The organism is Wolbachia endosymbiont (group A) of Anoplius nigerrimus (assembly GCF_947251795.1).
Lineage (GTDB): Bacteria > Pseudomonadota > Alphaproteobacteria > Rickettsiales > Anaplasmataceae > Wolbachia.
Genome location: NZ_OX366385.1, coordinates 1,094,322 through 1,117,837, shown reverse-complemented (window position 1 = coordinate 1,117,837; position 23,516 = coordinate 1,094,322). Strand labels below are relative to the sequence as shown.

Annotated in this window: 24 protein-coding genes and 8 pseudogenes; 24 read left to right on the top strand and 8 right to left on the bottom strand. The window is 35.3% G+C overall.

Annotation, left to right across the window (positions count from 1 at the left end; genetic code table 11):
• Positions 1-133: 133 nt before the first annotated feature.
• The 9 genes and pseudogenes from OPR26_RS05960 to OPR26_RS07580 all read left to right on the top strand — a co-directional run.
• A complete protein-coding gene (locus OPR26_RS05960) occupies positions 134-949 on the top strand; it encodes a hypothetical protein (RefSeq protein WP_265015750.1) in 816 nt (271 codons plus the stop codon).
• 25 nt (positions 950-974) lie between these two features.
• A complete protein-coding gene (locus tag OPR26_RS05955) occupies positions 975-1,229 on the top strand; it encodes a hypothetical protein (RefSeq protein ID WP_182367681.1) in 255 nt (84 codons plus the stop codon).
• Between the two features lie 3 nt (positions 1,230-1,232).
• On the top strand, positions 1,233-1,601 hold the full coding sequence (locus OPR26_RS05950; RefSeq protein WP_096617328.1) for an HIT domain-containing protein: 369 nt from the start codon (positions 1,233-1,235) through the stop codon (positions 1,599-1,601).
• Between the two features lie 18 nt (positions 1,602-1,619).
• Positions 1,620-1,973 carry an NADH-quinone oxidoreductase subunit A gene (locus tag OPR26_RS05945; protein WP_265015749.1) on the top strand — a complete coding sequence of 118 codons (354 nt, stop codon included), beginning with the start codon at positions 1,620-1,622 and terminating at the stop codon, positions 1,971-1,973.
• Between the two features lie 3 nt (positions 1,974-1,976).
• Positions 1,977-2,483, top strand: a complete 507-nt coding sequence (locus OPR26_RS05940; protein ID WP_265015748.1) for a NuoB/complex I 20 kDa subunit family protein — start codon at positions 1,977-1,979, stop codon at positions 2,481-2,483.
• Positions 2,476-3,054, top strand: coding sequence for an NADH-quinone oxidoreductase subunit C (locus tag OPR26_RS05935; RefSeq protein ID WP_265015747.1), 579 nt, complete (start codon positions 2,476-2,478; stop codon positions 3,052-3,054). The genes OPR26_RS05940 and OPR26_RS05935 overlap by 8 nt, the downstream gene beginning before the upstream one ends.
• Positions 3,055-3,057: 3 nt before the next feature.
• On the top strand, positions 3,058-4,014 hold the full coding sequence (gene mdh, locus OPR26_RS05930; protein ID WP_253302015.1) for a malate dehydrogenase: 957 nt from the start codon (positions 3,058-3,060) through the stop codon (positions 4,012-4,014).
• A gap of 264 nt (positions 4,015-4,278) precedes the next feature.
• Positions 4,279-4,778 (top strand): annotated as a pseudogene (locus tag OPR26_RS05925) (phage major tail tube protein).
• A 138-nt stretch (positions 4,779-4,916) separates the two neighbouring features.
• A pseudogene (locus tag OPR26_RS07580) lies at positions 4,917-5,003 on the top strand (IS982 family transposase); the annotation flags it as partial.
• A 10-nt stretch (positions 5,004-5,013) separates the two neighbouring features.
• Here the strand turns inward: OPR26_RS07580 and OPR26_RS05920 are convergent.
• The 4 genes from OPR26_RS05920 to OPR26_RS05905 all read right to left on the bottom strand — a co-directional run bounded on the left by OPR26_RS05920 (position 5,014) and on the right by OPR26_RS05905 (position 7,471).
• Positions 5,014-5,776, bottom strand: a protein-coding gene (locus OPR26_RS05920; RefSeq protein ID WP_265015623.1) for an IS5 family transposase whose coding sequence is annotated in 2 segments (ribosomal slippage) — positions 5,014-5,541 and positions 5,543-5,776 — 762 coding nt in all. Because the reading frame shifts where the segments join, the coding sequence is not laid out codon by codon here.
• A complete protein-coding gene (locus tag OPR26_RS05915; protein WP_264702259.1) occupies positions 5,764-6,516 on the bottom strand; it encodes an IS5 family transposase in 753 nt (250 codons plus the stop codon). The genes OPR26_RS05920 and OPR26_RS05915 overlap by 13 nt, the downstream gene beginning before the upstream one ends.
• A gap of 182 nt (positions 6,517-6,698) precedes the next feature.
• Complete coding sequence (locus OPR26_RS05910; protein WP_265016251.1) at positions 6,699-7,085, bottom strand: transposase; 387 nt, start codon at positions 7,083-7,085, stop codon at positions 6,699-6,701.
• Between the two features lie 20 nt (positions 7,086-7,105).
• Complete coding sequence (locus tag OPR26_RS05905) at positions 7,106-7,471, bottom strand: transposase (RefSeq protein WP_265015672.1); 366 nt, start codon at positions 7,469-7,471, stop codon at positions 7,106-7,108.
• Between the two features lie 58 nt (positions 7,472-7,529).
• On the opposite strand from OPR26_RS05905, the pseudogene OPR26_RS05900 reads away from it, so the two are divergent.
• A pseudogene (locus tag OPR26_RS05900) lies at positions 7,530-8,021 on the top strand (IS982 family transposase); the annotation flags it as partial.
• A gap of 109 nt (positions 8,022-8,130) precedes the next feature.
• Here the strand turns inward: OPR26_RS05900 and OPR26_RS07575 are convergent.
• A pseudogene (locus tag OPR26_RS07575) lies at positions 8,131-9,096 on the bottom strand (IS110 family RNA-guided transposase).
• 344 nt (positions 9,097-9,440) lie between these two features.
• Between OPR26_RS07575 and OPR26_RS05885 the strand changes: the two are divergent.
• The 6 genes and pseudogenes from OPR26_RS05885 to OPR26_RS05860 all read left to right on the top strand — a co-directional run.
• Positions 9,441-10,061 (top strand): TRP75-related protein, encoded by a 621-nt coding sequence (locus OPR26_RS05885; RefSeq protein ID WP_253302055.1) that lies wholly within the window; start codon positions 9,441-9,443, stop codon positions 10,059-10,061.
• Positions 10,062-10,086: 25 nt separating this feature from the next.
• Positions 10,087-11,367, top strand: a complete 1,281-nt coding sequence (gene ispG / locus OPR26_RS05880) for a flavodoxin-dependent (E)-4-hydroxy-3-methylbut-2-enyl-diphosphate synthase (protein WP_265015745.1) — start codon at positions 10,087-10,089, stop codon at positions 11,365-11,367.
• Between the two features lie 831 nt (positions 11,368-12,198).
• Positions 12,199-13,593, top strand: coding sequence for a class II fumarate hydratase (gene fumC / locus OPR26_RS05875; protein WP_265015744.1), 1,395 nt, complete (start codon positions 12,199-12,201; stop codon positions 13,591-13,593).
• 229 nt (positions 13,594-13,822) lie between these two features.
• Positions 13,823-13,990: pseudogene (locus OPR26_RS05870) on the top strand (TrbC/VirB2 family protein); the annotation flags it as partial.
• A gap of 472 nt (positions 13,991-14,462) precedes the next feature.
• Positions 14,463-15,134, top strand: a pseudogene (locus tag OPR26_RS05865) (MlaE family ABC transporter permease); the annotation flags it as partial.
• Positions 15,109-15,612 (top strand): annotated as a pseudogene (locus tag OPR26_RS05860) (ABC transporter ATP-binding protein); the annotation flags it as partial. The pseudogenes OPR26_RS05865 and OPR26_RS05860, both read left to right, overlap by 26 nt.
• A 139-nt stretch (positions 15,613-15,751) precedes the next feature.
• Here OPR26_RS05860 and OPR26_RS05855 read toward each other — a convergent pair.
• Together OPR26_RS05855 and OPR26_RS05850 are read right to left on the bottom strand one after the other, a co-directional pair.
• The gene (locus tag OPR26_RS05855) at positions 15,752-16,138 is read right to left on the bottom strand and encodes a transposase (protein WP_265016251.1); all 387 of its coding nucleotides are present in this window, start codon (positions 16,136-16,138) and stop codon (positions 15,752-15,754) included.
• Between the two features lie 20 nt (positions 16,139-16,158).
• Entirely contained in the window at positions 16,159-16,524 is a 366-nt protein-coding gene (locus OPR26_RS05850) for a transposase (protein WP_264731180.1), read from the bottom strand.
• Between the two features lie 55 nt (positions 16,525-16,579).
• Here OPR26_RS05850 and OPR26_RS05845 point away from each other — a divergent pair, with 55 nt between their 5' ends.
• From OPR26_RS05845 to dxr, 6 genes and pseudogenes are all read left to right on the top strand, one after another.
• Positions 16,580-17,299: an IS5 family transposase gene (locus tag OPR26_RS05845; protein ID WP_265015562.1), complete on the top strand. Its 720-nt coding sequence runs from the start codon at positions 16,580-16,582 to the stop codon at positions 17,297-17,299.
• Positions 17,300-17,315: 16 nt separating this feature from the next.
• A pseudogene (locus OPR26_RS05840) lies at positions 17,316-17,474 on the top strand (ABC transporter ATP-binding protein); the annotation flags it as partial.
• A 107-nt stretch (positions 17,475-17,581) separates the two neighbouring features.
• Positions 17,582-18,289: a hypothetical protein gene (locus OPR26_RS05835; protein ID WP_265015743.1), complete on the top strand. Its 708-nt coding sequence runs from the start codon at positions 17,582-17,584 to the stop codon at positions 18,287-18,289.
• 38 nt (positions 18,290-18,327) lie between these two features.
• The gene (locus tag OPR26_RS05830) at positions 18,328-19,929 is read left to right on the top strand and encodes a hypothetical protein (RefSeq protein ID WP_265015742.1); all 1,602 of its coding nucleotides are present in this window, start codon (positions 18,328-18,330) and stop codon (positions 19,927-19,929) included.
• A gap of 226 nt (positions 19,930-20,155) precedes the next feature.
• Complete coding sequence (locus tag OPR26_RS05825) at positions 20,156-20,647, top strand: hypothetical protein (RefSeq protein ID WP_253302047.1); 492 nt, start codon at positions 20,156-20,158, stop codon at positions 20,645-20,647.
• 73 nt (positions 20,648-20,720) lie between these two features.
• Complete coding sequence (gene dxr / locus OPR26_RS05820) at positions 20,721-21,875, top strand: 1-deoxy-D-xylulose-5-phosphate reductoisomerase (RefSeq protein WP_265015741.1); 1,155 nt, start codon at positions 20,721-20,723, stop codon at positions 21,873-21,875.
• On the opposite strand, the gene OPR26_RS05815 is transcribed toward dxr, so the two are convergent.
• Positions 21,844-22,032 carry a reverse transcriptase domain-containing protein gene (locus OPR26_RS05815; RefSeq protein WP_265015740.1) on the bottom strand — a complete coding sequence of 63 codons (189 nt, stop codon included), beginning with the start codon at positions 22,030-22,032 and terminating at the stop codon, positions 21,844-21,846. The genes dxr and OPR26_RS05815 overlap by 32 nt on opposite strands.
• 142 nt (positions 22,033-22,174) lie before the next feature.
• Between OPR26_RS05815 and OPR26_RS05810 the strand changes: the two genes are divergently transcribed.
• Complete coding sequence (locus tag OPR26_RS05810) at positions 22,175-22,927, top strand: IS5 family transposase (RefSeq protein ID WP_264702259.1); 753 nt, start codon at positions 22,175-22,177, stop codon at positions 22,925-22,927.
• A gap of 110 nt (positions 22,928-23,037) precedes the next feature.
• Positions 23,038-23,406, top strand: a complete 369-nt coding sequence (locus OPR26_RS05805; RefSeq protein ID WP_265015739.1) for a hypothetical protein — start codon at positions 23,038-23,040, stop codon at positions 23,404-23,406.
• Positions 23,407-23,516 lie beyond the last annotated feature (110 nt).

Genomic DNA, 23,516 nt, shown 5'->3' with positions numbered 1-23,516 from the left:
CTACATGTTTTAGACAATGTACAAATAATGGTTGCAATCCCTATAATTCTATCTTATAATGGATATAGAAGTTTAAATTTTTTCGTCTATAATTAAAATGTATTTAGTTGTAGAAAGTACCTTGGAGGTATGTATGTTCACAGGAAAAAATGAAAAATCTACTTCTATACTAGCTAAAGTTGGTAATGCAGCTTTGGGAGTAGGAAGTTTTCTGGATAGAGGTGTAAAAGTTCTAGTCAAGGGTGCAGTATACCCTATATGGCCAAAGAATTGGTTTAAGTCCTGGGATGAAATGCGGCACGACATAAAAAATGGCGGGCGTTCTATTATTGGCAACCCACTTGAAGAATATGATCCACCCATAAAAACCACACAAGCTAGTAAAGATCTTGGTGTAGAAATAACAGAGCAAAAGAAAGGGACAGGAAAGGTAGCTTTTTTAGTGTCAAGGACTCTGACGGGAGATATACCTTATTTGAACGATGAACAATTGGGTAAAATAAAAGTAGGTTTACCGAATGTAACTATTTTCAGAGAAGAAAACAAAATTGTAATTGAAATTAACGTTGAGGAAATAGCTAACACTATTAAAACTAATCCTGATAATAAAGGCAAGAGCGAGAAAGAAATAAAAGAGCTTGTTCTTAAAGGAATTGCTGATAAAGTTAAAGGCGACCTCAAGAAGTTTGCAGAAATCACTGGTGGAGAATTTAAAGTTCACACAGACTTAAAATTGCTGCATGGTATTGCGGAAAAATTGTATAAAGTTGTGAAGTCTGATGTTGGTCAGCCTTCAGAAGCTCTGGCTTTATCTGCTAGTGATAAGGACAAGGCATTGGAAGCTGCTGAAACATTTGTAGATAGTAGTAGAGGAGAGTTATTAAAGAAAGCTGCAAATTGGCAGAATAAAGTTGAGCAGGGTTCTGAAAATATAAGGAGTAGGGGGTAAAGTTATGAGTTATAAGGGGAGTATTATGAATGAAGTTAAAATAGAGGAAAGGCATCATAGTTTAACTGTTCCTGGGGATATGTATTACTTACAACCAGGAGTTATTACTGGAAAAAGGGTAAATGGAATAGAAACCTCTTTGAAAGAACAGCAGAATATGGTAAAAGCAAGGGAACTTGTAAGCTCTTTAAATCTTGAAAATGCTTCTGGTGAAACGATAAAACCACTATCTACACCTAATGTAGAGAAAAACGAAGGAAGAGGGAAAGGTCGCTCTTAAAATATGAGCAATGAAGTTTATGATAGCAATAACATCTTTGCTCAAATATTAAGAGATGAGTTACCTTGTGAGAAGGTACATGAAAATGAAAATGTACTAGCTTTTCGCGATAAGTACCCTGATGCACCAGTTCACATTTTAGCTATACCCAAAAATCAATATATTTCATACGATGATTTTATTCTAAAAGCTTCTGAAGAGGAAATAGCAAATTTCTTCAAAACTGTAAGAGAGATAGCACATAAATATAATCTAGAAAAAACAGGGTATAGGTTAGTCACTAACTACGGTGAAAATGGAGAGCAGGTTGTACCACATTTTCACGTGCATATTTTAGGTGGTAAAAAGTTAGGAAAGCATGTAAATTCATAGTGTTATATGTTTTGTTAAATGAGCGAATATTTAACCATAGTAATCTTTATCTGCGTATCAATTGTAGTATCTTTTGTTTTAGGTATATTGCCTATGTTTCTTGCAGTGAGTAAGCCAGATGGTGAAAAACTTTCCACATATGAGTGTGGCTTTAATCCACTATCCAGTGCAAGAAAAAATTTTGACATTAAATTTTACTTAGTTTCAATATTATTTATAATATTTGACTTAGAAATTGCTTTTCTTTTTCCTTGGGCTGTTTCTTTATCTAAGATAAGCTATGGTGGATTTTGGTCTATGATGGTATTTCTTGCAATACTCACTATAGGCTTTATCTATGAGTGGTGTAAAGGTGCATTAGAGTGGGAGTAGTTTATGACAAATCAAATTCTATCTAATGATGATTGGGGTCGTTATAAAAAAGAAGGGTTTCTTGTCACTAAATTTGGTGATTTAACAGATTATGTAATGAATTGGGCAAGATCTGGCTCATTGTGGCCAATGACATTTGGTCTTGCATGTTGCGCAGTTGAGATGATGCATACCGCATCTAGCCGTTATGATCTTGATAGATATGGTATAATGTTCCGTGCAAGCCCACGTCAATCAGATGTGATGATTGTTGCTGGCACACTAACTAATAAAATGGCAGCAGCATTGCGCAAGGTTTATGATCAAATGGCAGACCCGAAGTATGTTATTTCTATGGGAAGTTGTGCAAATGGTGGTGGTTATTACCATTACTCTTATTCAGTAGTCCGAGGCTGTGATAGAATTGTGCCAGTTGACGTGTATGTCCCTGGGTGCCCACCAACTGCTGAGGCGTTGCTATATGGAATACTATGCCTACAAAACAAAATAAAACGGACTCGGAATGGATAAAACTGCAAAGTATATACAAAAAAAGACCAAGACCAAGTGCGAGTGCATTCAAAAAGATGATGGCATTATTGTAATATATTCAACTTTAGATGAAATTGAAAAGCACCTATCCTTTCTACGTGATGATGAAAAGTGTAGGTTTGAACTATTAGTTGATATTTTTGGGGTTGACTATCCAGATCGAGAAAAGCGCTTTGAGTTAGTGTACAATTTACTCAGCATTGTGCATAATATTAGAGTACACATAAAACTTCAATTATGTGAGGGCGATATGCCTCCAAGCATAGCAAAGGTATTTAGCACAGCTTCGTGGTTTGAGCGTGAAGTGTTTGATATGTATGGAATAGAATTCTCTGATCACCCTGATTTGCGTAGGATTCTAACAGACTATGGATTCAAAGGTCATCCAATGTTAAAAGATTTCCCTCTCACTGGTTATGAGGAAGTAAGATACGATATAGAGACAAAAAAGGTTGTATATAATCCTATAGATTTGCCGCAAGATTTTCGTATGCTTGATAGCCTATCGCCTTGGGAAGGTAAAACCATAAAAGTAAATACAAAGGAGTAGAAAATGACAGTACAAAGAAAAAAAATATCTTTAATCGGTGCAGGAAATATCGGTGGAACTCTTGCCCATATGATTGCACTAAGGGAACTCGGCAATGTTGTTTTACTTGATATTAGTGATGGAATACCGCAAGGTAAAGCACTTGACATAGCAGAATCATCCCCTATTGATGGATTTAATTCTGGTTTAACTGGAACTAATCAATACAAAGATATAGAAAATTCTGATGCAATCATCATAACAGCAGGCATTGCTAGAAAACCTGGAATGAGCAGGGATGACCTCCTGCAAACCAATGCTAAAGTAATGAAGGAGATTGGTGAAAATATTAAGAAGTATTCTCCAAATGCGTTTGTGATAGTGGTTACCAACCCTTTGGATGCCATGGTTTCAGTGGTGCATAAATTTTCAAACCTTCCAGCTAATATGGTTGTTGGAATGGCAGGAGTGCTTGATTCTTCCCGTTTCCGTCATTTTCTTGCAAGTGAATTAAATATTTCAGTTGAAGATATATCTGCTTTTGTGCTTGGAGGACATGGTGACACTATGGTACCACTCATTAATTGCACTTCTATCGCTGGCATTCCACTTACCCAAGTTATCGATATGGGTCTCATTACGCAGAAAAAAGTTGATGAAATAGTTGAACGCACTCGCAATGGCGGTAAAGAAATAGTTGATCTGCTTAAGTCTGGATCTGCATACTACGCTCCCGCATCTTCAGCTATATGCATGTTAGAGTCATATTTAAAAGATAAAAGGCGTATATTACCATGTGCTGCTTACCTTAATGGTGAATATGGTGTAAAAGATTTGTTTATTGGTGTGCCTGTAATTATCGGAAAAAATGGAGTTGAAAAGGTCCTAGAAGTTAAAATGAATGATAGTGAACAAGAAATGTTTGATAAATCTGTGAATGCAGTGAAAGAACTATGTAGCAGTTGTGTTAAAAGTCAATAGAAAAATGAAAAATACTGAAAATAATTTTTACTTGGTAGGCTATTCTGAGCTTAAATTCTTTTAACAAGTAAGAAGCTTAGATTTAACAAGTTAAGGAATATGCGCTTATAGTTCGTGTGGACGCACATATTCCTTAACTACATCAATTTAAAGATAGAGTGTCGGTATTTTAACTATTAGCCTTTGATTGAATAGGGTGAGATAACGGTATCCGATCCGGGTTGGTTAATAAAAAAATATTTTATATTTTAAAGGTATAAAAAGATGCTGCCAAAAATATTGAGAAACTTTAATGTCTTTGTAGATGGTAGAGGTTATGCAGGAAAAATAGAGGAAATTACTCTACCAAAGCTCACCATCAAAACCGAAGAATATCGTGCAGGAGGGATGGATATTCCAATAAGTATTGATATGGGAATGGAGAAATTAGAAGCAGTTTTGCTGAATATGATACAGAACTCTTTAGGCTCTTTGGGCTTATAGATGGCAATTCAGTAGCCTTAACACTGAGAGGTGGTATGCAAGGAAGTGGCAGCAATGATATTGAAGCAGTAGTTATAAACCTCAGGGGAATATTCAGAGAATTTGATTTTGGTAGCTGGAAACCTGCTGAGAAAGCAACACTTAAATGCACGGTTGCAGCTCATTATTATAAACTTACCATCTCTGGTCAGGAGCTTATTGAAATTGATGCAGAAAATATGATCCGTAAAATTAATGGTGTTGATCAGATGGCCTTACTGCAGACAGTTTTAGGTGTTTAAGTTTTTATTTTTTATAGAAGGACACTCATGCAAACAATAACAACCCTATTAACGCTAACTATGGATTAGAAGGAGAATAGAGAGAGGGAGAGAAATAGGGTAAACTCCAGTATTTTAGCGATAGTAGGAGGTTACCCAATGAACAAGAATATAACAGAATTGTTTTGTTTTATAGATGATTATTGCAAAATAATAGATGAAAATTTTGCAAACAGACTATTGTCTAAGAACCTGTTCATAATCTTTTGAGGAACAAAGCAGTGAAAGCAAGAACTACCATTTGCAAGCTGGTGTTGAGTTTACGCTCGCAATTTTTCCATAACCGTCTACATTTTTCCAACCAAGCAAAAGAACGCTCTACAACCCATCTTTTTGGCAATACAGCAAAGGTATGTAATTCACTGCGTTTTATTACCTCAACAGTTGCACCAATAGTTGCTTTTATTTGTGTTGCAAAATTCTCTCCCGTATAGCCTGCATCAACCAGTACATTTTTAACTCCCGAGAGGTTTTCTTTTGCATTTTCTACCATTCTCACAGCACTGCTACGGTCAGTTATCTCTGCTGTTGTTACATAAATTGCATGTGGCAAACCTTGCGTATCTACTGCAATATGGCGTTTTATTCCTGAAATCTTTTTGCCTGCATCGTAGCCTTTTTCTTCAGCAGTATCTGCATTTTTTACACTCTGTGCATCAATTATGCAGAAGCTGGTTTTTTCTTTCCGACCATTGTTTTGTCGGACTACGCCAACTATTTTTTTTTAACACCAGCTCCAGAACACTTTCTTTATTTGCATCTGGTTTTTCACTCCACTTCTTAAAATAGTCGTAACAATTGCGCCATTTTGGAAACTCTTTTGGTAGCATTCTCCACTGACAACCGCTTTTCAGAACGTATAACACTCCACAAAATACATCATACAAATCAAGTTTTCTTGGTTTTGTTTTTTTTCTACAGGACTCTAGGCTCTGTGGACAAAATTTTAGAGAAGCCATACAAGAGCTCCAACAAAATTGAGAAAACCCATAAAAACCTCAGCAGTTTTATCAAATCTGGAAAAAATGCGCCTAAAATTTTTAATTTTACCAAAAAAACACTCAATCAAATGACGTTCTTTGTAGATATGCTCATCGTAATACCTTTGCACTTTTCGATTCCGTTTTGGCGGAATAACTACTGTACATCCCTTGTCTTCAAGACTTGTAACAAAGGCATTGCTATCGTAGCCCTTGTCAGCTACTACAGTAGAGTTATAGATACTTTCGGTCAACACTTGTGCCTGCGTAATTTCATTTCTTTGACCAGGAGTCAGAGTAAATTTAAGTGGATTTCCAAGTGCATCGACAAGCGCATGTATTTTAGTTGTAAAGCCACCTTTGCTCCTCCCTAAAGCTTCTTGATCCTTGGAGTTTTTTGTATATCCAGATGAACATGGATGGGCTCGGATGATCGTACCGTCGATTATAGCAACTTCTAAATCAGGCTCTTGTTTAGTATATTCAAGCAATTTTTTCCAGACATCTCTTTCACACCATCTTTTAAATCGCTTATGTATACTCCTGTAATTACCATAAGTTTTTGGTAAAAGTCTCCATTGGCAACCACTTCGCACTATGTACCACACTGCCTCTATGAATATTCTTAAACGTTTTTCATCTTTGCTGTGCATTCCTTTTACGCTTTTTATGAACTCTAAAATTTGTTTCCAATTTTCCTCTTTGATGTAATATTGCATATGGTAGTTTCTCCATTTTTTACCTATTAGGCTAAACTACCATCTTTTTCTCTCTTTTCATATTTTTTGTCCACAGAGCCTAGATCTGGTAATATAATCTCAAATCTTTCCCGACTTATATTACTTGGGTATAAACTCCTCATATATCCTAACTTATATACATTATCTCTTAGAGCATGTCTTCAAACTGAAGAATGAGCTAATTTGTGAAGCATAATAGTGATCATATTAAAGAAGATATAGTTTTTTGAGGTGAGAGGAGAATGCTCGTAATCTTTACTCATGCGCCTAAAATTGGAAAGCCAGGCAAAAGTTCTTTCAACAATCCAACGTTTGGGAATAACTTGAAATCCTGTATCAACTATTTTCTTGGCAATCGTTAATAAACATCCCGTTTCCAATAAGCATCTGTTTTGTAATTTACCTATGTACCCTTGATCAGCAAAAAACTTACGTAAAGTTGGAACTTTGCATTTAGCTTGGGCAAAAAGATTTAGAGCACTATCACGATCTTGAATACTTGCACTCTGTACTTCAGCAGCAATTACAAGACCCACAGTATCTACAATAATATGGCGTTTTCTGCCCTTTATTTTTTTGCCAGCATCATATCCTCTGGATCCCCTTTTTGAGTAGTTTTCACTGACTGGCTATCAATTATACCTACTGATGGAGTCTTATTTTTACCAATCATCTCTCTTACTTTTTTAACTAGAAAATCATGAATTTCTTGCCATATTCCACTTTTTTTCAAGCGCGAATTACAACTATATACGGTTTTCCATGGTGAAAAATCTTTAGGCAGTTGTCTCCATTGACATCCTGTTCTCATCATATAGCGGATTGCATTAATAATTGTTCTAATACTATGTTTTCTTGGTCTGCCGGTCTTTTTAGGTTCAAAATATGGCTCTATTGTCTTCCATTCTTTGTCACTTATATCGCTTGGGTACATCTTAAAATGTACCTTATACCATACTTCTTAACTTCTTTCTACTCAGTTTGAAGACATGCTCTCAGAAAACAAAGTTTTTGTCGGAATTGCTGAAATAGGAAAAAGCACTTATGGTTGGTTTTATGGTTTTAAATTACATATGGTAATCAATGAAAAAGGTGAAATTCAAGGGGTTACTTTGACAAAAGGTAATGTTGACGATAGGAAACCAGTTCCAGACCTGACTAAAAAATTAGCGGGTTTATTATTTGGAGATAAAGGCTATATTAAGAAAGATCTATTTTTGAAACTACTTGATAGAAATCTCAAGCTTGTGACCAAGATAAAAAAAGGTATGAAAAATGCATTAATCTCGCTAAATGAGAAGATTTTTCTGAGAAAAAGATCTATTATTGAAACCGTCTTTGGTTACCTAAAAAACAGATTGGAAATTGAGCATACCCGCCATAGATCTCCTATTAATTTTTTAGTTCACATTTTTTCCACCCTTATTTCATATTCTTTAAAACATAAAAAACCTTCTATTTCTAATACTTTCTTTGTCTCCTAATCCATAGTTAGCGTTACTAGAGTTGAATTTTATATCAAAAAATATTTTCAATGATATAAAAAATTATTATTGACTTTTACGCAATTAGAGCATAACCACACTCTGCTAATTAAGCAGATTTAGGGCTGTATTCCTCAGTAAAAACCCTGCCATCTCTGACTAAAGAGTTAGCAAGTAAAAGTAACTTTCTCATAGCAGCGGTGGAAGCAATTTTATATGGCTTTTTATATTGATTGTATAATCTAGTAAAGAAAGGTTTGATATAAGAATTAACTTTTTGTGCACTGAGAATACATATGTGTAAAACCGTCCTAATTTGTGATCTACCTCCATGAATGCACCTTTTTCCTCTACTAAAACCACTATCTCGATTAAAAGGTGCAAGTCCGACAAGGCTAGATATTTGTTTCTTTTGAAGAGTTCCGAGTTCGGGCAAATAGCAAATCAAAGTGATGGCTGTGATTTTACTTACACCTGGTGTACTGGTTATTGACACGTACTTTTTTTTAAGCTCTTGATTTTGATCAATAAATGTAGTTATCTCGTCTTCTAAGGTTTTTATTTGATTATGTAAAATTGCAAGAAGCTCTTCTATCTGCTTGATTATAGATATATCAGTTACCTGTTGGATTTGGGTTTTTTGTATTTTTGCTATTTCTACTAGCTGGTTCCTACGAGATAGCTTTTATTTCAAGCAATCAATATTACCATTATCAACTGTTAAAGGAGTAACACGCATATCTGTGTTATTAATATAACGTGAAATGATACTGCAGTCTATTTTATCGGTTTTTGTAGTAATACCGAGGCTTTTAGCATAGTCTCTAACCCATCTTGGTTGAATAACATATACTTCAAAGCCATTGCTTAGTAAAGTGTAAGCGCATAGTTTTTCGTATCCACCTGTTGCTTCAAATCCAACTTTGCTTACATTATGCAAACGTAAAAAGTCGAGTATTTGATCAATAGCTTGTACGTTATTCTCAAATACTTTATGATGTCCAAGTGGATGGATGTGAATATCTAGTTTAGTTTTGCTAACATCAATGCCAGCAATGATATTTGATGAATTCATAACTCCTCCATAAAAATAATGTATACTGCATTTTCCACCCTTATATACGAGCCTAAAAGCTCAATCAGTTGTTCGGAACTGTCAGTATAATAAACCAGAGAAGGGAACCTTGCTAAACAACGGTCCTTATGACCAAGGCTTTTTACGGTTCCCCTTCTCTGTACATCCTTATATTATTACTTTTTAATGTTTATAAAGACTTGTTTTTAACATATAAGGTTTTTTGATAGCAAACATATCACTTTTTAGAAAAATATTTGTATTGTAAAGTTAGTAAAGATTCTGGTTTACTTAAAGTTTGTTAATTGCTATCTTTTAAAACACGATATTTACTATAGCACCATATGCTTAGGATTTTTTCTAAAGTTTTGTTTATATTAATGTTTTTGGTTTCTAGCTTTTTTACTGTGCATAGTGCTGGAGCTAAATCTAAGCTCAGTAAGAAATACATACCTCCTGGTAACCCTGGTGGTGCAAACTTTCATACAGATGAGGATTTTGCTGAGTCATATAAACTGTATGAGAAGCGTAGGGAATTGCTCAAGAAAAAAAAGTCACAAGATCGAGCTATAAATAAAGAAGATCTAATCAAAAAATTAAAAGAGAAAAAAATTGCTAGTCTTGATAATGAGCCAAATGACATGGAAGCGTGCATAGTCGACGATGAAGAGAGCGCTATGATAAATCAGCATGGTATTAATATCGCACGTTTAAAGGGTGCTGTATTTATAGATCAAGAGCCAGTTTTCCAGTATGAAAGTAAGCAGCATGAAAGTGAACAACAAGAAGGGAAGAAAGTTACTTCAACACGAGAAAAGAAAGTTTCTCCTATAAATATTACTATAAAAGAAACTCCTTCAAGAAGAACGTGCTCACATGATTCTATTGCTAATTTGGATAACGTAGATGCTTATAGTTTGAATGGTTCAAGTTCATTTGGCAGCGTAGCTGACACAGTAAAATAGTATCACAATATTGGCCATTAATAATATGCTAGATAAAGACCTGATATTGAATGACGATGCATATGAATTATCGCCAATTTCCAGGCACAAAACTCATGTTGTAGAAGTTGGAAAAGTAAAGATAGGCGGAAATAATCCTGTAGTTGTACAATCTATGGCGCTTGGTGTGCATATAGATTCTGATAATATAAAAAGTAGCGCAAAACATTATGCAAAAGAAATAACAGAACTAGCGCGCGCAGGTTCAGAGTTAGTACGGATTGCTTTGAATTCAGAGGAAGTAGCAAGGGCAATACCTTATATAGTAGAAGAGATAAATAAAGAAGGTTTTGACGGTAAAATATTGGTAGGCTGCGGTCAATATGAGCTAGATAAATTAGTTCAAGATTATCCAGACAACATCAAAATGTTGGGTAAAATCAGAATTAATCCAGGCAATATAGGCTTTGGCGACAAACGTGATGAGAAGTTTGAAAGGGTGATAGAGTATGCAATAATGCACGATCTTCCGGTTAGAATTGGAGTAAATTGGGGTAGTCTTGATAAATACCTTTTACAAAAACTGATGGATGAAAACTCTTCGCTTAGTAATTCAAGGCCTTCTGATGTTATACTGCGCAAAGCACTTGTAATGTCTGCTCTTGATAGTGCAAAAAAAGCTGAAGAAATTGGTCTAAATTCAAACAAAATAATCATTTCATGTAAAGTTAGCAAAGTACAAGATTTAATTTTAGTTTATATGGCACTTGCAAAATCTTCCAATTATGCGCTGCATTTGGGTTTAACTGAGGCTGGTATGGGCAATAAAGGTGTGGTAAATACCGCAGCAGGGCTTACTTATTTATTGCAAAATGGTATTGGAGATACAATACGGGCTTCTTTGACTCAACGTCCTGGTGAATTGCGTACTAATGAAGTGGTGGTGTGTCAGGAAATATTGCAATCTATAGGCTTGCGACACTTTAACCCTCAGGTTAATTCGTGTCCTGGTTGTGGGCGCACGAGTAGCGATCGTTTTCGTATATTAACTGAAGAAGTGAATGGCTATATAAAAACTCATATGCCGATATGGAAGAAAAAAAATCCAGGTATAGAGCATATGAACATTGCTGTTATGGGATGTATAGTAAATGGTCCTGGAGAAAGCAAACACGCAAATTTGGGAATCAGCTTGCCTGGATATGGAGAAAAACCTGTTTCAGCAGTCTACAAAGACGGCAAATATTTCAAAACTTTACAAGGTGATAATGTCTCTGAAGAATTTAAGGCAATTATTGATAATTATGTGAAGGAGCATTACACGTAACCTTTCACGGTTAATTAATAGATAAATTGCAAATAAAAAAGAAAATTAAATCTTGTTTTTCTTTTTTTGCTATTAATACATTTATAACACAATTGAGTTTAAATAATTGATATGAAAAGCTTTTTACGAAATTTCTTGCACTATCTTCTGTCATTCCAGTGCTCCTTTCTTGTCATCCCAGTCTGGGATCCAGAAAACTTAACTTTACACCAGGTAATAAAAACTGGTCACGCGCTACCCAGGACGTGGTGTAATAGTTGTACAAGAATCCTACTAACTTTACTATTAATTCTATTTCCACTTTTAGCATCATCTATAAGCATTGAGGACATCGAAGAAAATTGCGATTACGAATATTACCCTAAATTAGATTCTTCTTCTGCTGATGAGTTACACGTTATAAAGCGAAATTATTATAGATACGGTAAGGAATTAAAAATACTAGCAGATGAGAGGATAAAGGAGATCACTTTAGGCACTAGTGATGTAACCAGACTGCATTCTGTGATTTTTAGCAAAATACGATCTTTCATTTGAGCTTTCTTCAATTTAAAGTAAATACAGAAAATTGCTGCCTATAGCTAAACTGGCCTTACCTTACCCAGAAAAAGTGGAGAGAAAGTTTGGAATGTTTTTTACAAAGAGAATAAACTATTTGCCATATTTTGAAAAAACGTTTTATTTTACTCCAAAAACGTCTTAACTTTCTCTTTACTTTTTCTGGGTAAGGTCACGCTTGACTACTTGGATCTAGTATGATTTAATTAACCAAGAAGTAGACATGAAAAAATTATGTAGTGAACCAGTTTGCATGACGCTAAGAAGGAAAATATGGATAGAAAAACGAGAATAGAATCAGACAGCTTAGGGGAAGTAAAAGTACCAAGTGAACATTACTGGGGAGCGCAGACTCAACGTTCTTTAGAAAATTTTAAGATTGGCACAGAAAAAATGCCAGAGCCTCTGATTAAAGCATTGGCAATAGTAAAACTTGCAGCAGCACGTGTTAACATGAAGCAGGGTAGCATAGATAATAAGGTAGGAGACGCAATCTGCGCAGCCGCAAGGGAAGTAATAGATGGCAAATTTAATAATGAATTTCCGCTTGTTGTTTGGCAAACCGGATCCGGAACGCAGACTAATATGAATATGAATGAAGTGATCAGCAATCGCGCAATAGAGATTTTAGGTGGTAATTTGGGTAGTAAATCTCCGATACATCCAAACGACCATGTGAATTATGGTCAGTCATCAAATGACACCTTTCCAACAGCAATGCATATAGCAGCAGCAGAGCAAATAAACTGCTTGCTTATTCCAAATCTTGAAAAATTGCATAAGATGCTGGATAATAAGGTTCAGGAATTTAAAAATATAATAAAAGTAGGACGTACTCACTTACAAGATGCAACGCCCCTAACACTGGGACAGGAGTTTTCTGGCTATGCAGCCCAGATTAAAAAGGGGATAGAGAGAGTAAAATCAACTTTAAGTGGTATATACGAGCTTGCACAAGGTGGCACTGCGGTTGGCACAGGACTCAATACTAAAAAGGGTTTTGCTGAAGATTTTTCAAGCAAAGTTGCAGAAATTACTAATCTTCCATTTACTTCAGCAGGCAATAAATTTGAAGCGCTAGCAGCAAACGATGCTTTAGTTGAGCTCAGTGGAACACTCAATACAGTAGCAGTCAGTTTAATGAAAATTGCAAATGATATAAGGTTGCTTGGTTCTGGTCCAAGATGCGGAATTGGGGAAATAATGTTACCGGAAAATGAGCCTGGTTCTTCAATTATGCCAGGTAAAGTGAATCCAACTCAGTGTGAAGCAGTAACTATGGTGTGCACTCAAGTTATGGGAAATCATGTTGCTGTGACCATTAGTGGTTCAAACGGTCATTTTGAATTGAATGTGTTTAAGCCAGTGATAATTTACAATGTTTTGCAGTCTATAAGACTTTTAGCTGATGCAAGTTTAAATTTTACAGAAAAATGTGTAGTTGGTATTAAGGCAAATGAAGAGAGGATAAAAGATTTACTGAATCAATCGTTGATGTTGGTCACTATATTAAATACGCATATAGGGTACGACAATGCAGCAAAAATAGCGAAGCTTGCTTATAAAGAAAATATCACTCTAAAAGAAGCAGCAGCAAAACTTCAACTGCTCACCGAGGAGGAGTTTGAAAGGATAGTGAAACCAGAAGAAATGGTGAATTATTTGTAACCGTTGGGAGTGTTAAATAAACCATACGCGTCAAGTCAAGGCCCAACCATTTAAAGTGGGTATCTTGTTTGTTACATTTATTTTTTGGGAAATTTTGATCTAAAATAAGATAATTCTTTGAGAAGAGTCTATAAATTACTAGCTTTATTACTTAATATCTAAAATAATTTTTACCACTTTTCTTTTTCCTTATGCTACTTTCCCTTAACTTGACGCGTATGGTACACCAGGTAGGCCGATGATCACGATAGTGATAATAGGTGCAGCATTGCTTGCAATATTTGGCAGAATGCCGTGGCCAGCTCTTTTTGCATTAGGTGTGTTTACTGCTGTATTTTTTGGTGCTCCTAAGATTGTAGCGGCAATAGCACCAGGTACAGTGCAAGCATACCCGTAGGAGCGTGCTATGTGACAGCGTTACAAATAAATGTAAATAGGTATTACAAGCCTCAAAAAAATCTTAGGTAAATGGTGCTTCTTAAGGGAGCACCATTATTCCACAATTGTACGAACGTTGTAATTTGAGAGCAATCTCTGCCAAGAAGGGTGTCATCCAAGTAGCTCCTTTCTTGTCATCCCAGTGTCAGTTACTTTCATGACATCATCATAAAGTAAAATGAGATCCCAGTGTCAGCTACTTGGATGACAAAAAAGGAGCTACTTGGATGACACCCCACTGGTGGCCCAAACTACAACGTTCGTACAGTTGTGGATACCGTGGCGGTATGACGTATGGAAACCTTTCTTGGGTTAAGCTTTAAATTAAAACATCAAGTATGTTGAACTTAAAACATATCTCAGCTATACTTTGCGATAAAGTTAATAAAAATTTTAATAAAATCAGTAACTCTAGCTAAAATGAATACAAAGTGAGCTTTTTTGATATAAATAGTGTTAGAATAATTGGTAGGTACTTTATCAAGTTTTTGTTAAGGCTTGGTAGTGCATTCATATTTTTTATTCAATCTCTATATCACTGCCTTGTACCGCCATATTATTTTAGCAACGTAGCAAGACAAATTATAGAGATAGGCTTTTTCTCTCTGCCAATTGTTGGGCTCGCTGGAGTTTTCATAGGAGCGGCGATAGTTCTACAAAGTAGCTTGAGTAGTCCATTGATTGATCAAGAGCAGATAATACCCAAACTTGTTACAATCACTATCATTAAAGAGTTAGGACCAGTTTTGATCAGCTTAATAATGGTAGGAAAGGTTGGATCATCAATTGCAGCAGAAATTGGTACAATGCGCATCACCGAGCAAATAGATGCCCTTACAACTTTGAACATCAACCCTTTTAAATATTTAATTGCACCAAGGATTTTAGCGTCAATCATAGTATTTCCCATGCTTACAGTATGTGCAGATCTAATAGGAATATTTGGAGGATGTGTCACTGCAGTCTTCGAATTTAACCACAATTTAAATATATACATAAAATACACAGCTCAGTTCTTTAATACGTACGATTTTATAACTGGGCTAATAAAAGCAACTGCATTTGGCGCTATAATTTCTGTCTCAAGCTGCTATTACGGTTACCAAAGATCTAAGTTTCGATATATTAAAAGGGGAATCATTAGTCATACTTGGCGGCTCAGGAAGTGGCAAATCTGTACTAACAAAAACAATTATTGGCTTGCTTGCTCCAGACTCAGGGTCTGTTAAAATAAATAGTAAAAGCAAAAATAAATTTGGGGGTTTATTTCAAAATTCCGCTTTATTTGACTACGTTACAGTGTGGGAAAATATATCTTTTAATTATAAAAAGCGCTTTAATATCAGCAAAAAGGAGGCAAAACAGCTAGCAATCGAGAAATTAAATGATGTTGGACTGGAGGAAAACATAGCAGATATGTTTCCAATAGAGCTATCAGGCGGAATGAAAAAAAGAGTAGCACTTGCAAGGGCAATTGCACACAATCCAGAAATCATCATATTGGATGAGCCAACTTCAGGATTGGACCCGATTATGTCAGATATAGTAAACGAGATAATAATAAAATTATCTAGAGATCTTAACGCTAGGCTCTGTGGACAAAAAATATGAAAAGAGAGAAAAAGATGGTAGTTTAGCCTAATAGGTAAAAAATGGAGAAACTACCATATGCAATATTACATCAAAGAGGAAAATTGGAAACAAATTTTAGAGCATGTCTTCAAACTGAAGAATGAGCTAATTTGTGAAGCATAATAGTGATCATATTAAAGAAGATATAGTTTTTTGAGGTGAGAGGAGAATGCTCGTAATCTTTACTCATGCGCCTAAAATTGGAAAGCCAGGCAAAAGTTCTTTCAACAATCCAACGTTTGGGAATAACTTGAAATCCTGTATCAACTATTTTCTTGGCAATCGTTAATAAACATCCCGTTTCCAATAAGCATCTGTTTTGTAATTTACCTATGTACCCTTGATCAGCAAAAAACTTACGTAAAGTTGGAACTTTGCATTTAGCTTGGGCAAAAAGATTTAGAGCACTATCACGATCTTGAATACTTGCACTCTGTACTTCAGCAGCAATTACAAGACCCACAGTATCTACAATAATATGGCGTTTTCTGCCCTTTATTTTTTTGCCAGCATCATATCCTCTGGATCCCCTTTTTGAGTAGTTTTCACTGACTGGCTATCAATTATACCTACTGATGGAGTCTTATTTTTACCAATCATCTCTCTTACTTTTTTAACTAGAAAATCATGAATTTCTTGCCATATTCCACTTTTTTTCAAGCGCGAATTACAACTATATACGGTTTTCCATGGTGGAAAATCTTTAGGCAGTTGTCTCCATTGACATCCTGTTCTCATCATATAGCGGATTGCATTAATAATTGTTCTAATACTATGTTTTCTTGGTCTGCCGGTCTTTTTAGGTTCAAAATATGGCTCTATTGTCTTCCATTCTTTGTCACTTATATCGCTTGGGTACATCTTAAAATGTACCTTATACCATACTTCTTAACTTCTTTCTACTCAGTTTGAAGACATGCTCTTAGAGTTCATAAAAAGCGTAAAAGGAATGCACAGCAAAGATGAAAAACGTTTAAGAATATTCATAGAGGCAGTGTGGTACATAGTGCGAAGTGGTTGCCAATGGAGACTTTTACCAAAAACTTATGGTAATTACAGGAGTATACATAAGCGATTTAAAAGATGGTGTGAAAGAGATGTCTGGAAAAAATTGCTTGAATATACTAAACAAGAGCCTGATTTAGAAGTTGCTATAATCGACGGTACGATCATCCGAGCCCATCCATGTTCATCTGGATATACAAAAAACTCCAAGGATCAAGAAGCTTTAGGGAGGAGCAAAGGTGGCTTTACAACTAAAATACATGCGCTTGTCGATGCACTTGGAAATCCACTTAAATTTACTCTGACTCCTGGTCAAAGAAATGAAATTACGCAGGCACAAGTGTTGACCGAAAGTATCTATAACTCTACTGTAGTAGCTGACAAGGGCTACGATAGCAATGCCTTTGTTACAAGTCTTGAAGACAAGGGATGTACAGTAGTTATTCCGCCAAAACGGAATCGAAAAGTGCAAAGGTATTACGATGAGCATATCTACAAAGAACGTCATTTGATTGAGTGTTTTTTTGGTAAAATTAAAAATTTTAGGCGCATTTTTTCCAGATTTGATAAAACTGCTGAGGTTTTTATGGGTTTTCTCAATTTTGTTGGAGCTCTTGTATGGCTTCTCTAAAATTTTGTCCACAGAGCCTACAATTATCACGATTACACATGATATTCATAGCGCATTTAAAATAGCTGACAAAATAGCAGTATTATATGAAGGGGAGATCATTTCCCATGAAACTGTTCAGGAAATACAAAATACTAATAACGAATATATAAAAAAATTCATTCGTTATATATAGCTATAGGTTCACAAACGAGATTGTGAGTACTAAACAGTTTAACATAAAAATTGACAAAGCTTGATTCTTAAAGTATATTTAATTGAAGTAGTAATTACGGAGCTATAATGGCGGTAAAGCTCATAAGAAAACGTTTATATCAATCTATAATGCTGCCACTGACAGCACTGCTTTTTATAGCAGCAGCTCCATTCCTCTTGATTATTGCTATCTGGGAGACAAAAAACATAAATATAGCATTAAAGTACATTATTATTGCTCCATTAGTAGTGCTATATTTGCCATGTGCAATGCTAGCTCTAGTGCTACATTTATCAATTAGTACTTTATTGACAGTTGCAAAAATTACACTTTTTCCTGAGTTCTTTTTGTCTTTGTGGGTTAAGGAAGGAATTGAATTCAGTAGAGTTTTTAGCTTATCTATTACCCAATTCCATAATGTGGACTTCTATTCATATATAAAAGACTCTGAAACTTTTTTTTCGATAAAAGATAGTAACAGAGAACTTTTAACAGAGCTTCTCAAGAATGGTGATCTTAGTATAAGGGAAGTTATCTCTTTCCATAAAGGATATCTAAAATTTATAGCAAATATCACTACTAAGATTTCCGATAAAGAGAAATCAAAAATCATATTCGATTGTTTAGGCCTAAGTAGCTCAAAGCCTTTAATTCAAAAAGATAGGTATAGTAACTGCTGTCTACATGAAATTTATAACACACATGAAAAGCTTACTAAAGTAGTCAATAATATTGATATAGGGTTACTTAAAACACTACTTAAGTTAGATGGATCTTCACTAGTAAGGGACTAAGATATGCACATGCCTCACAATTATCTGACTTCATAGACTTGTTTGATGACCATGATTTAGCAAAGGGCATGTCTGATGCCTTTAGAGATAAAAAGATGCTTGCTGTGCGAGTAACTGAGTGCCTACGTATTGTGCATAAGTATGTATACTATAATCAATGGGCAATACGGAGAAATTTAAGAAGGTTGTTTCTCAAAAAGGATTTAATTGACAATCTATCTTCTAACTTAGGCACACAATCTAGTATGCTAATAATCAAACATCTTTTGCCTAAAGAGATGAGTGAATGCGAGTTTGATAACTTCACTTCAATGCTAGCAGATAAAGATGTGATTGATAATTTAAAACATATTGACGATATTAACAATGTTCTGCCACATACATTAGAATGCAATGGCTATAGTACTTTTTTGGGATTAAGGAAAATTTTTGATCTTAAAACAACAGCTTCTGATATAAGTAATCTGCACCTGTTGTTAACAAACAATAGGTTGTTTTATAAGTTCAGGGGCATCCCCATTGGAGTCCTTAGAAAAATCTGCAGTACCGAGCTATATGAAAACTGTGCAAATGTTGACGAAGTTTTAGCATTCTTTGATTGCTTGGATGATAAAAGTAAAAATAAAAATATTTTAGATAATCTAATAGTTGCTTTTGAAAAAGATCCCGAAGCAACTCATGCACTTTTAAATAGTAAATTATTCAATTCTCGGAATGAAATACTACGGGTGCTTTCAGATGAAAAATTTGATGGTAATAAAGTGAGAGAAATATTGAATCACATTAACTTGTTGTGGACATTGCGAAAAAATAGTATGTTTAATAATGATATGGATCTAGAGGACAAGCTTTTTTATACATTTCGCCCACGTTTCATAAATAGTGAGTTTCGTGGATGTGCACAAGATTATGCTCTATTAAGTGGAATACATAATAATCAGCGAGCAGAAAGAGTTTTTTCTAAAAGTGTTAATCTGTTTCAGATTTTCCTCAGAGAAGCGATAAAAGATAGGTATGAACTAATGTTTCCCATCATAGAAGACACTAAAGTTGAACATTTAGTTGATGGCAGATTTATCTCAAAAGTAAGAGATAAAATAAACCGCTACCTTTCTAACTTACTTATTTTTAAAGGGAACCTGTTTTCAGATGTAAGTAATATACTTAGATTACAGGTAATAATCATCCTTTTTTTTCCGTTGTTTGAATTTGAAGAAGATCTGCATATCACTCTAGAAGAACGGTGGGAAAAAATATGGAAAAGAAAGTTCACAGAGCTTTTTGTAACACAGAAGTATGAGCAAATTACTCAAGAATCTCTAGCAAAAATTCAAGATCTAACAATAACAGACTTGTCAGCAATACCAGAAACGGAAGAGATAGGAGAGTTTTTGAAAAATAAAGGAATAACAAATTCAGATGATCTATCTTTACTAGCAAAATTGATAGAGGACGGTATTCATATTGTAAACACAATTGGGGAGAGGATAAGTCTCAAAAAAGACATGATACAAACAATTTGTGATACATTTAAAGATATCTCTGTAAACCATAACACAAAACAAACACCACCATCTCTTCTTGATTTATGCAAGACAAATATAATTAGGAGTTCTTTAACTGAGCAAATAAGCTGCTAGGCAGGATTTATTTTAAAACTTTTGGCATTCGGCGCCTTGATGCTTTACCACAACGCTTTTGTTAAAATCTGTCATCTGGAAAATGATAATTTTTCAAATTGTCGTAAGTCAGTTTAGCTATATATAGGATGGCAGAAATTGTTTGTATTAGCTATATTCAAGAACTCTATTGATATTTTGCAATATTTGTGATAAAATAATAGCTTAAGGTTGAGAGTAAAAATTTATGAGTGAAGGTCCAAACATTGCAGAATGGCAAGCGCAGCAGCAACACCAAGAGGCTGCTGGTGAGAAAAGTGGTTTTGGTCTTGGTCATAGTGACTCTGTTTCAACAGTTGTCGATGGAATGAAATGGTTGTTCAACTTTCATGAAGGGGCGATTGCTGCTTATAGTAACGTGTTTGAAAGTTTGGTGAGTGGTAGTAGTCTAGTAACACTATTTGGAAAATCAGGTAATATGTTTGGCATAAAATTTCTTGAAAGCATTGCAGAACATTTTTCAGGTGGAGGCGGGGAAGATATGCCATCAGAAGGAATGGATATGGCTCATGGTGATGAGGGACCTCACTCAGATGATTACCCTCATGCCAATAATGAAATGGCTCATAATGCTGATGGTTTGCAAGACATGCATGATGCAGGTGATCACCATGGTCAATCTTTTTCACCTGGTCCTTCACCGTCTGTTGGCGATGACCACGGACCTGAACTTGGTTAAACGCTTAAAAACTGCCGAATAGTATGCGAGAAGACCTAATAAGAAAAGTTGCTATTGTTATGAGTTTGTCTTAGTGAAAAAGGTTTCAGTTTTAGGATCAACAGGAAGTGTTGGAAAAAAGACTGTAGATTTGCTCTCAAGGAGAAAAGAAGAATACCAAGTGGAAGCACTAAGTGCCCATTCAGACTTTGCTCTACTGGCACACCAAGCAAAACTGCTGAATGCAAAATACGTTGCTATCTCCGATGAAAGGTTTTACAAAGATTTAAGAGAAAACCTACTTGGTACAGATGTAAAAATAGCAATTGGCGCTACAAATATTGCTACCATACCTGTTGATCTCTCAGTTGTTGCAATAATTGGCATTGCAGGCCTTGAACCAGTTATGCACATCATAGAAAGCGGTACTAAAGTCATTGCACTAGCAAACAAAGAAAGCATTGTTTGCGGTGGAAAGTTATTACTCAAAAAAGCTAAAGAAAAAAACGTACAAATAATCCCTATCGACTCTGAACACAACGCAATTTTTCAAGTTTTGCAAAACGACGACAAATGCGTAGAAAAGATCATACTTACTGTTTCTGGTGGACCATTCTTAAACTATAGTTCTGAGCAATTAAGAAATATCACGGTAGATCAGGCGCTTAGTCACCCCACTTGGAATATGGGAAGAAAAATCTCAGTTGATAGTGCAACAATGATGAATAAGGCACTAGAGATAATAGAAGCACATAACTTGTTCAACATCAGCCCGGATAAAATTGAAGCAATAGTGCATCCTGAGTCAATAGTACATGGAATTGTAACTTATAAGGATGGGTTCAACTTTGCTGTGCTTGCAGAAACTGACATGGCAATTCCTATTTCATATGCTTTGTCTTGGCCGGAAAGATCAGCTTTAAATCGTAAATTAGATTTAACAAAGCAAGGAAAATTGACCTTTCAAGAACCAGACCATAAGCGTTTTCCTGCGCTAAAGCTTAGCATGGCAGTGTTAAACTCTTCTGCTCCACAAACAAACAGTATTGTGCTCAATGCTGCAAATGAAATAGCTGTTAATGAATTTTTGAAATCACGAATTGGCTTTTTAAAAATAGTAGAGGTAGTGGAATCAACAATGGAAAGTTTTGATAGTTACACTGATATTAATTCACTATCTGATATAATAAATATTGATTGTGAAAGTCGTATTATTGCTAATAAAGATGTAACTTCAATTTACACTTAGCCAATCTTTCTTCGATCATTACTTTCATAAATTCTGCCTGCTTACGAGTTTTGCAGTGTACTATCGCATCATCTACATACCTCTCGAAAGGTATCGTTGGGTGCTTTTGTCTCATCCACTCATCAAATACATGATGCATAAATATGTTTGAGATCATTGGGCTTATCGAACCTCCTTGCGGAACTCCTTTTTTCCTAACTACCTTACTGCCATCAGCTAGGCTCTGTGGACAAAAAATATGAAAAGAGAGAAAAAGATGGTAGTTTAGCCTAATAGGTAAAAAATGGAGAAACTACCATATGCAATATTACATCAAAGAGGAAAATTGGAAACAAATTTTAGAGTTCATAAAAAGCGTAAAAGGAATGCACAGCAAAGATGAAAAACGTTTAAGAATATTCATAGAGGCAGTGTGGTACATAGTGCGAAGTGGTTGCCAATGGAGACTTTTACCAAAAACTTATGGTAATTACAGGAGTATACATAAGCGATTTAAAAGATGGTGTGAAAGAGATGTCTGGAAAAAATTGCTTGAATATACTAAACAAGAGCCTGATTTAGAAGTTGCTATAATCGACGGTACGATCATCCGAGCCCATCCATGTTCATCTGGATATACAAAAAACTCCAAGGATCAAGAAGCTTTAGGGAGGAGCAAAGGTGGCTTTACAACTAAAATACATGCGCTTGTCGATGCACTTGGAAATCCACTTAAATTTACTCTGACTCCTGGTCAAAGAAATGAAATTACGCAGGCACAAGTGTTGACCGAAAGTATCTATAACTCTACTGTAGTAGCTGACAAGGGCTACGATAGCAATGCCTTTGTTACAAGTCTTGAAGACAAGGGATGTACAGTAGTTATTCCGCCAAAACGGAATCGAAAAGTGCAAAGGTATTACGATGAGCATATCTACAAAGAACGTCATTTGATTGAGTGTTTTTTTGGTAAAATTAAAAATTTTAGGCGCATTTTTTCCAGATTTGATAAAACTGCTGAGGTTTTTATGGGTTTTCTCAATTTTGTTGGAGCTCTTGTATGGCTTCTCTAAAATTTTGTCCACAGAGCCTAGGGTTGGAAAATGAGTATAAAGCACAATTGGAATCCATGGATAGAGAGCATGAAGATGAGATTAAGGAATTGTAAGAGAACTGTGATGCATTGAGCGACATCATTGCAGGTAAAGTTTTGGATATTGAAGGTCTGATGAAAAAATTACAAAACAGTGAAAAAGAAAAAGAGTTTTTCCGTGGTCAAGTAGAAGAGTTAAGTGAAGAAACGTTTGCTGATAAACAAAAAGGCTTCAAAAATCAATTTTATACTCTAACCAGATCTTTAAGCTTTGATAGTGAATCTGATAATGAGTCTTATGTTCCACTAGAAGAGGAGAGAAAATCACTCAGATCTTCAAGCATTGATGACGGATATGGTAGCGATAAGGAAAATTGTGATAATGATTTATCTTCCAACATAAGTCCTATAAGTTCTATTGAGAAGGTGGCAAAGAGTAGAAACGTAGAGGTAGCTTAGGAATTGGTTGCCATAAAGCTCGGTTAGGTTGGAGAAAGTGAAAATGCAGGTTCGAAAGCATTATTGTGAAGATGGTTGGGATTAAGTTGCAACTTAAGTGGGGCGCAAAA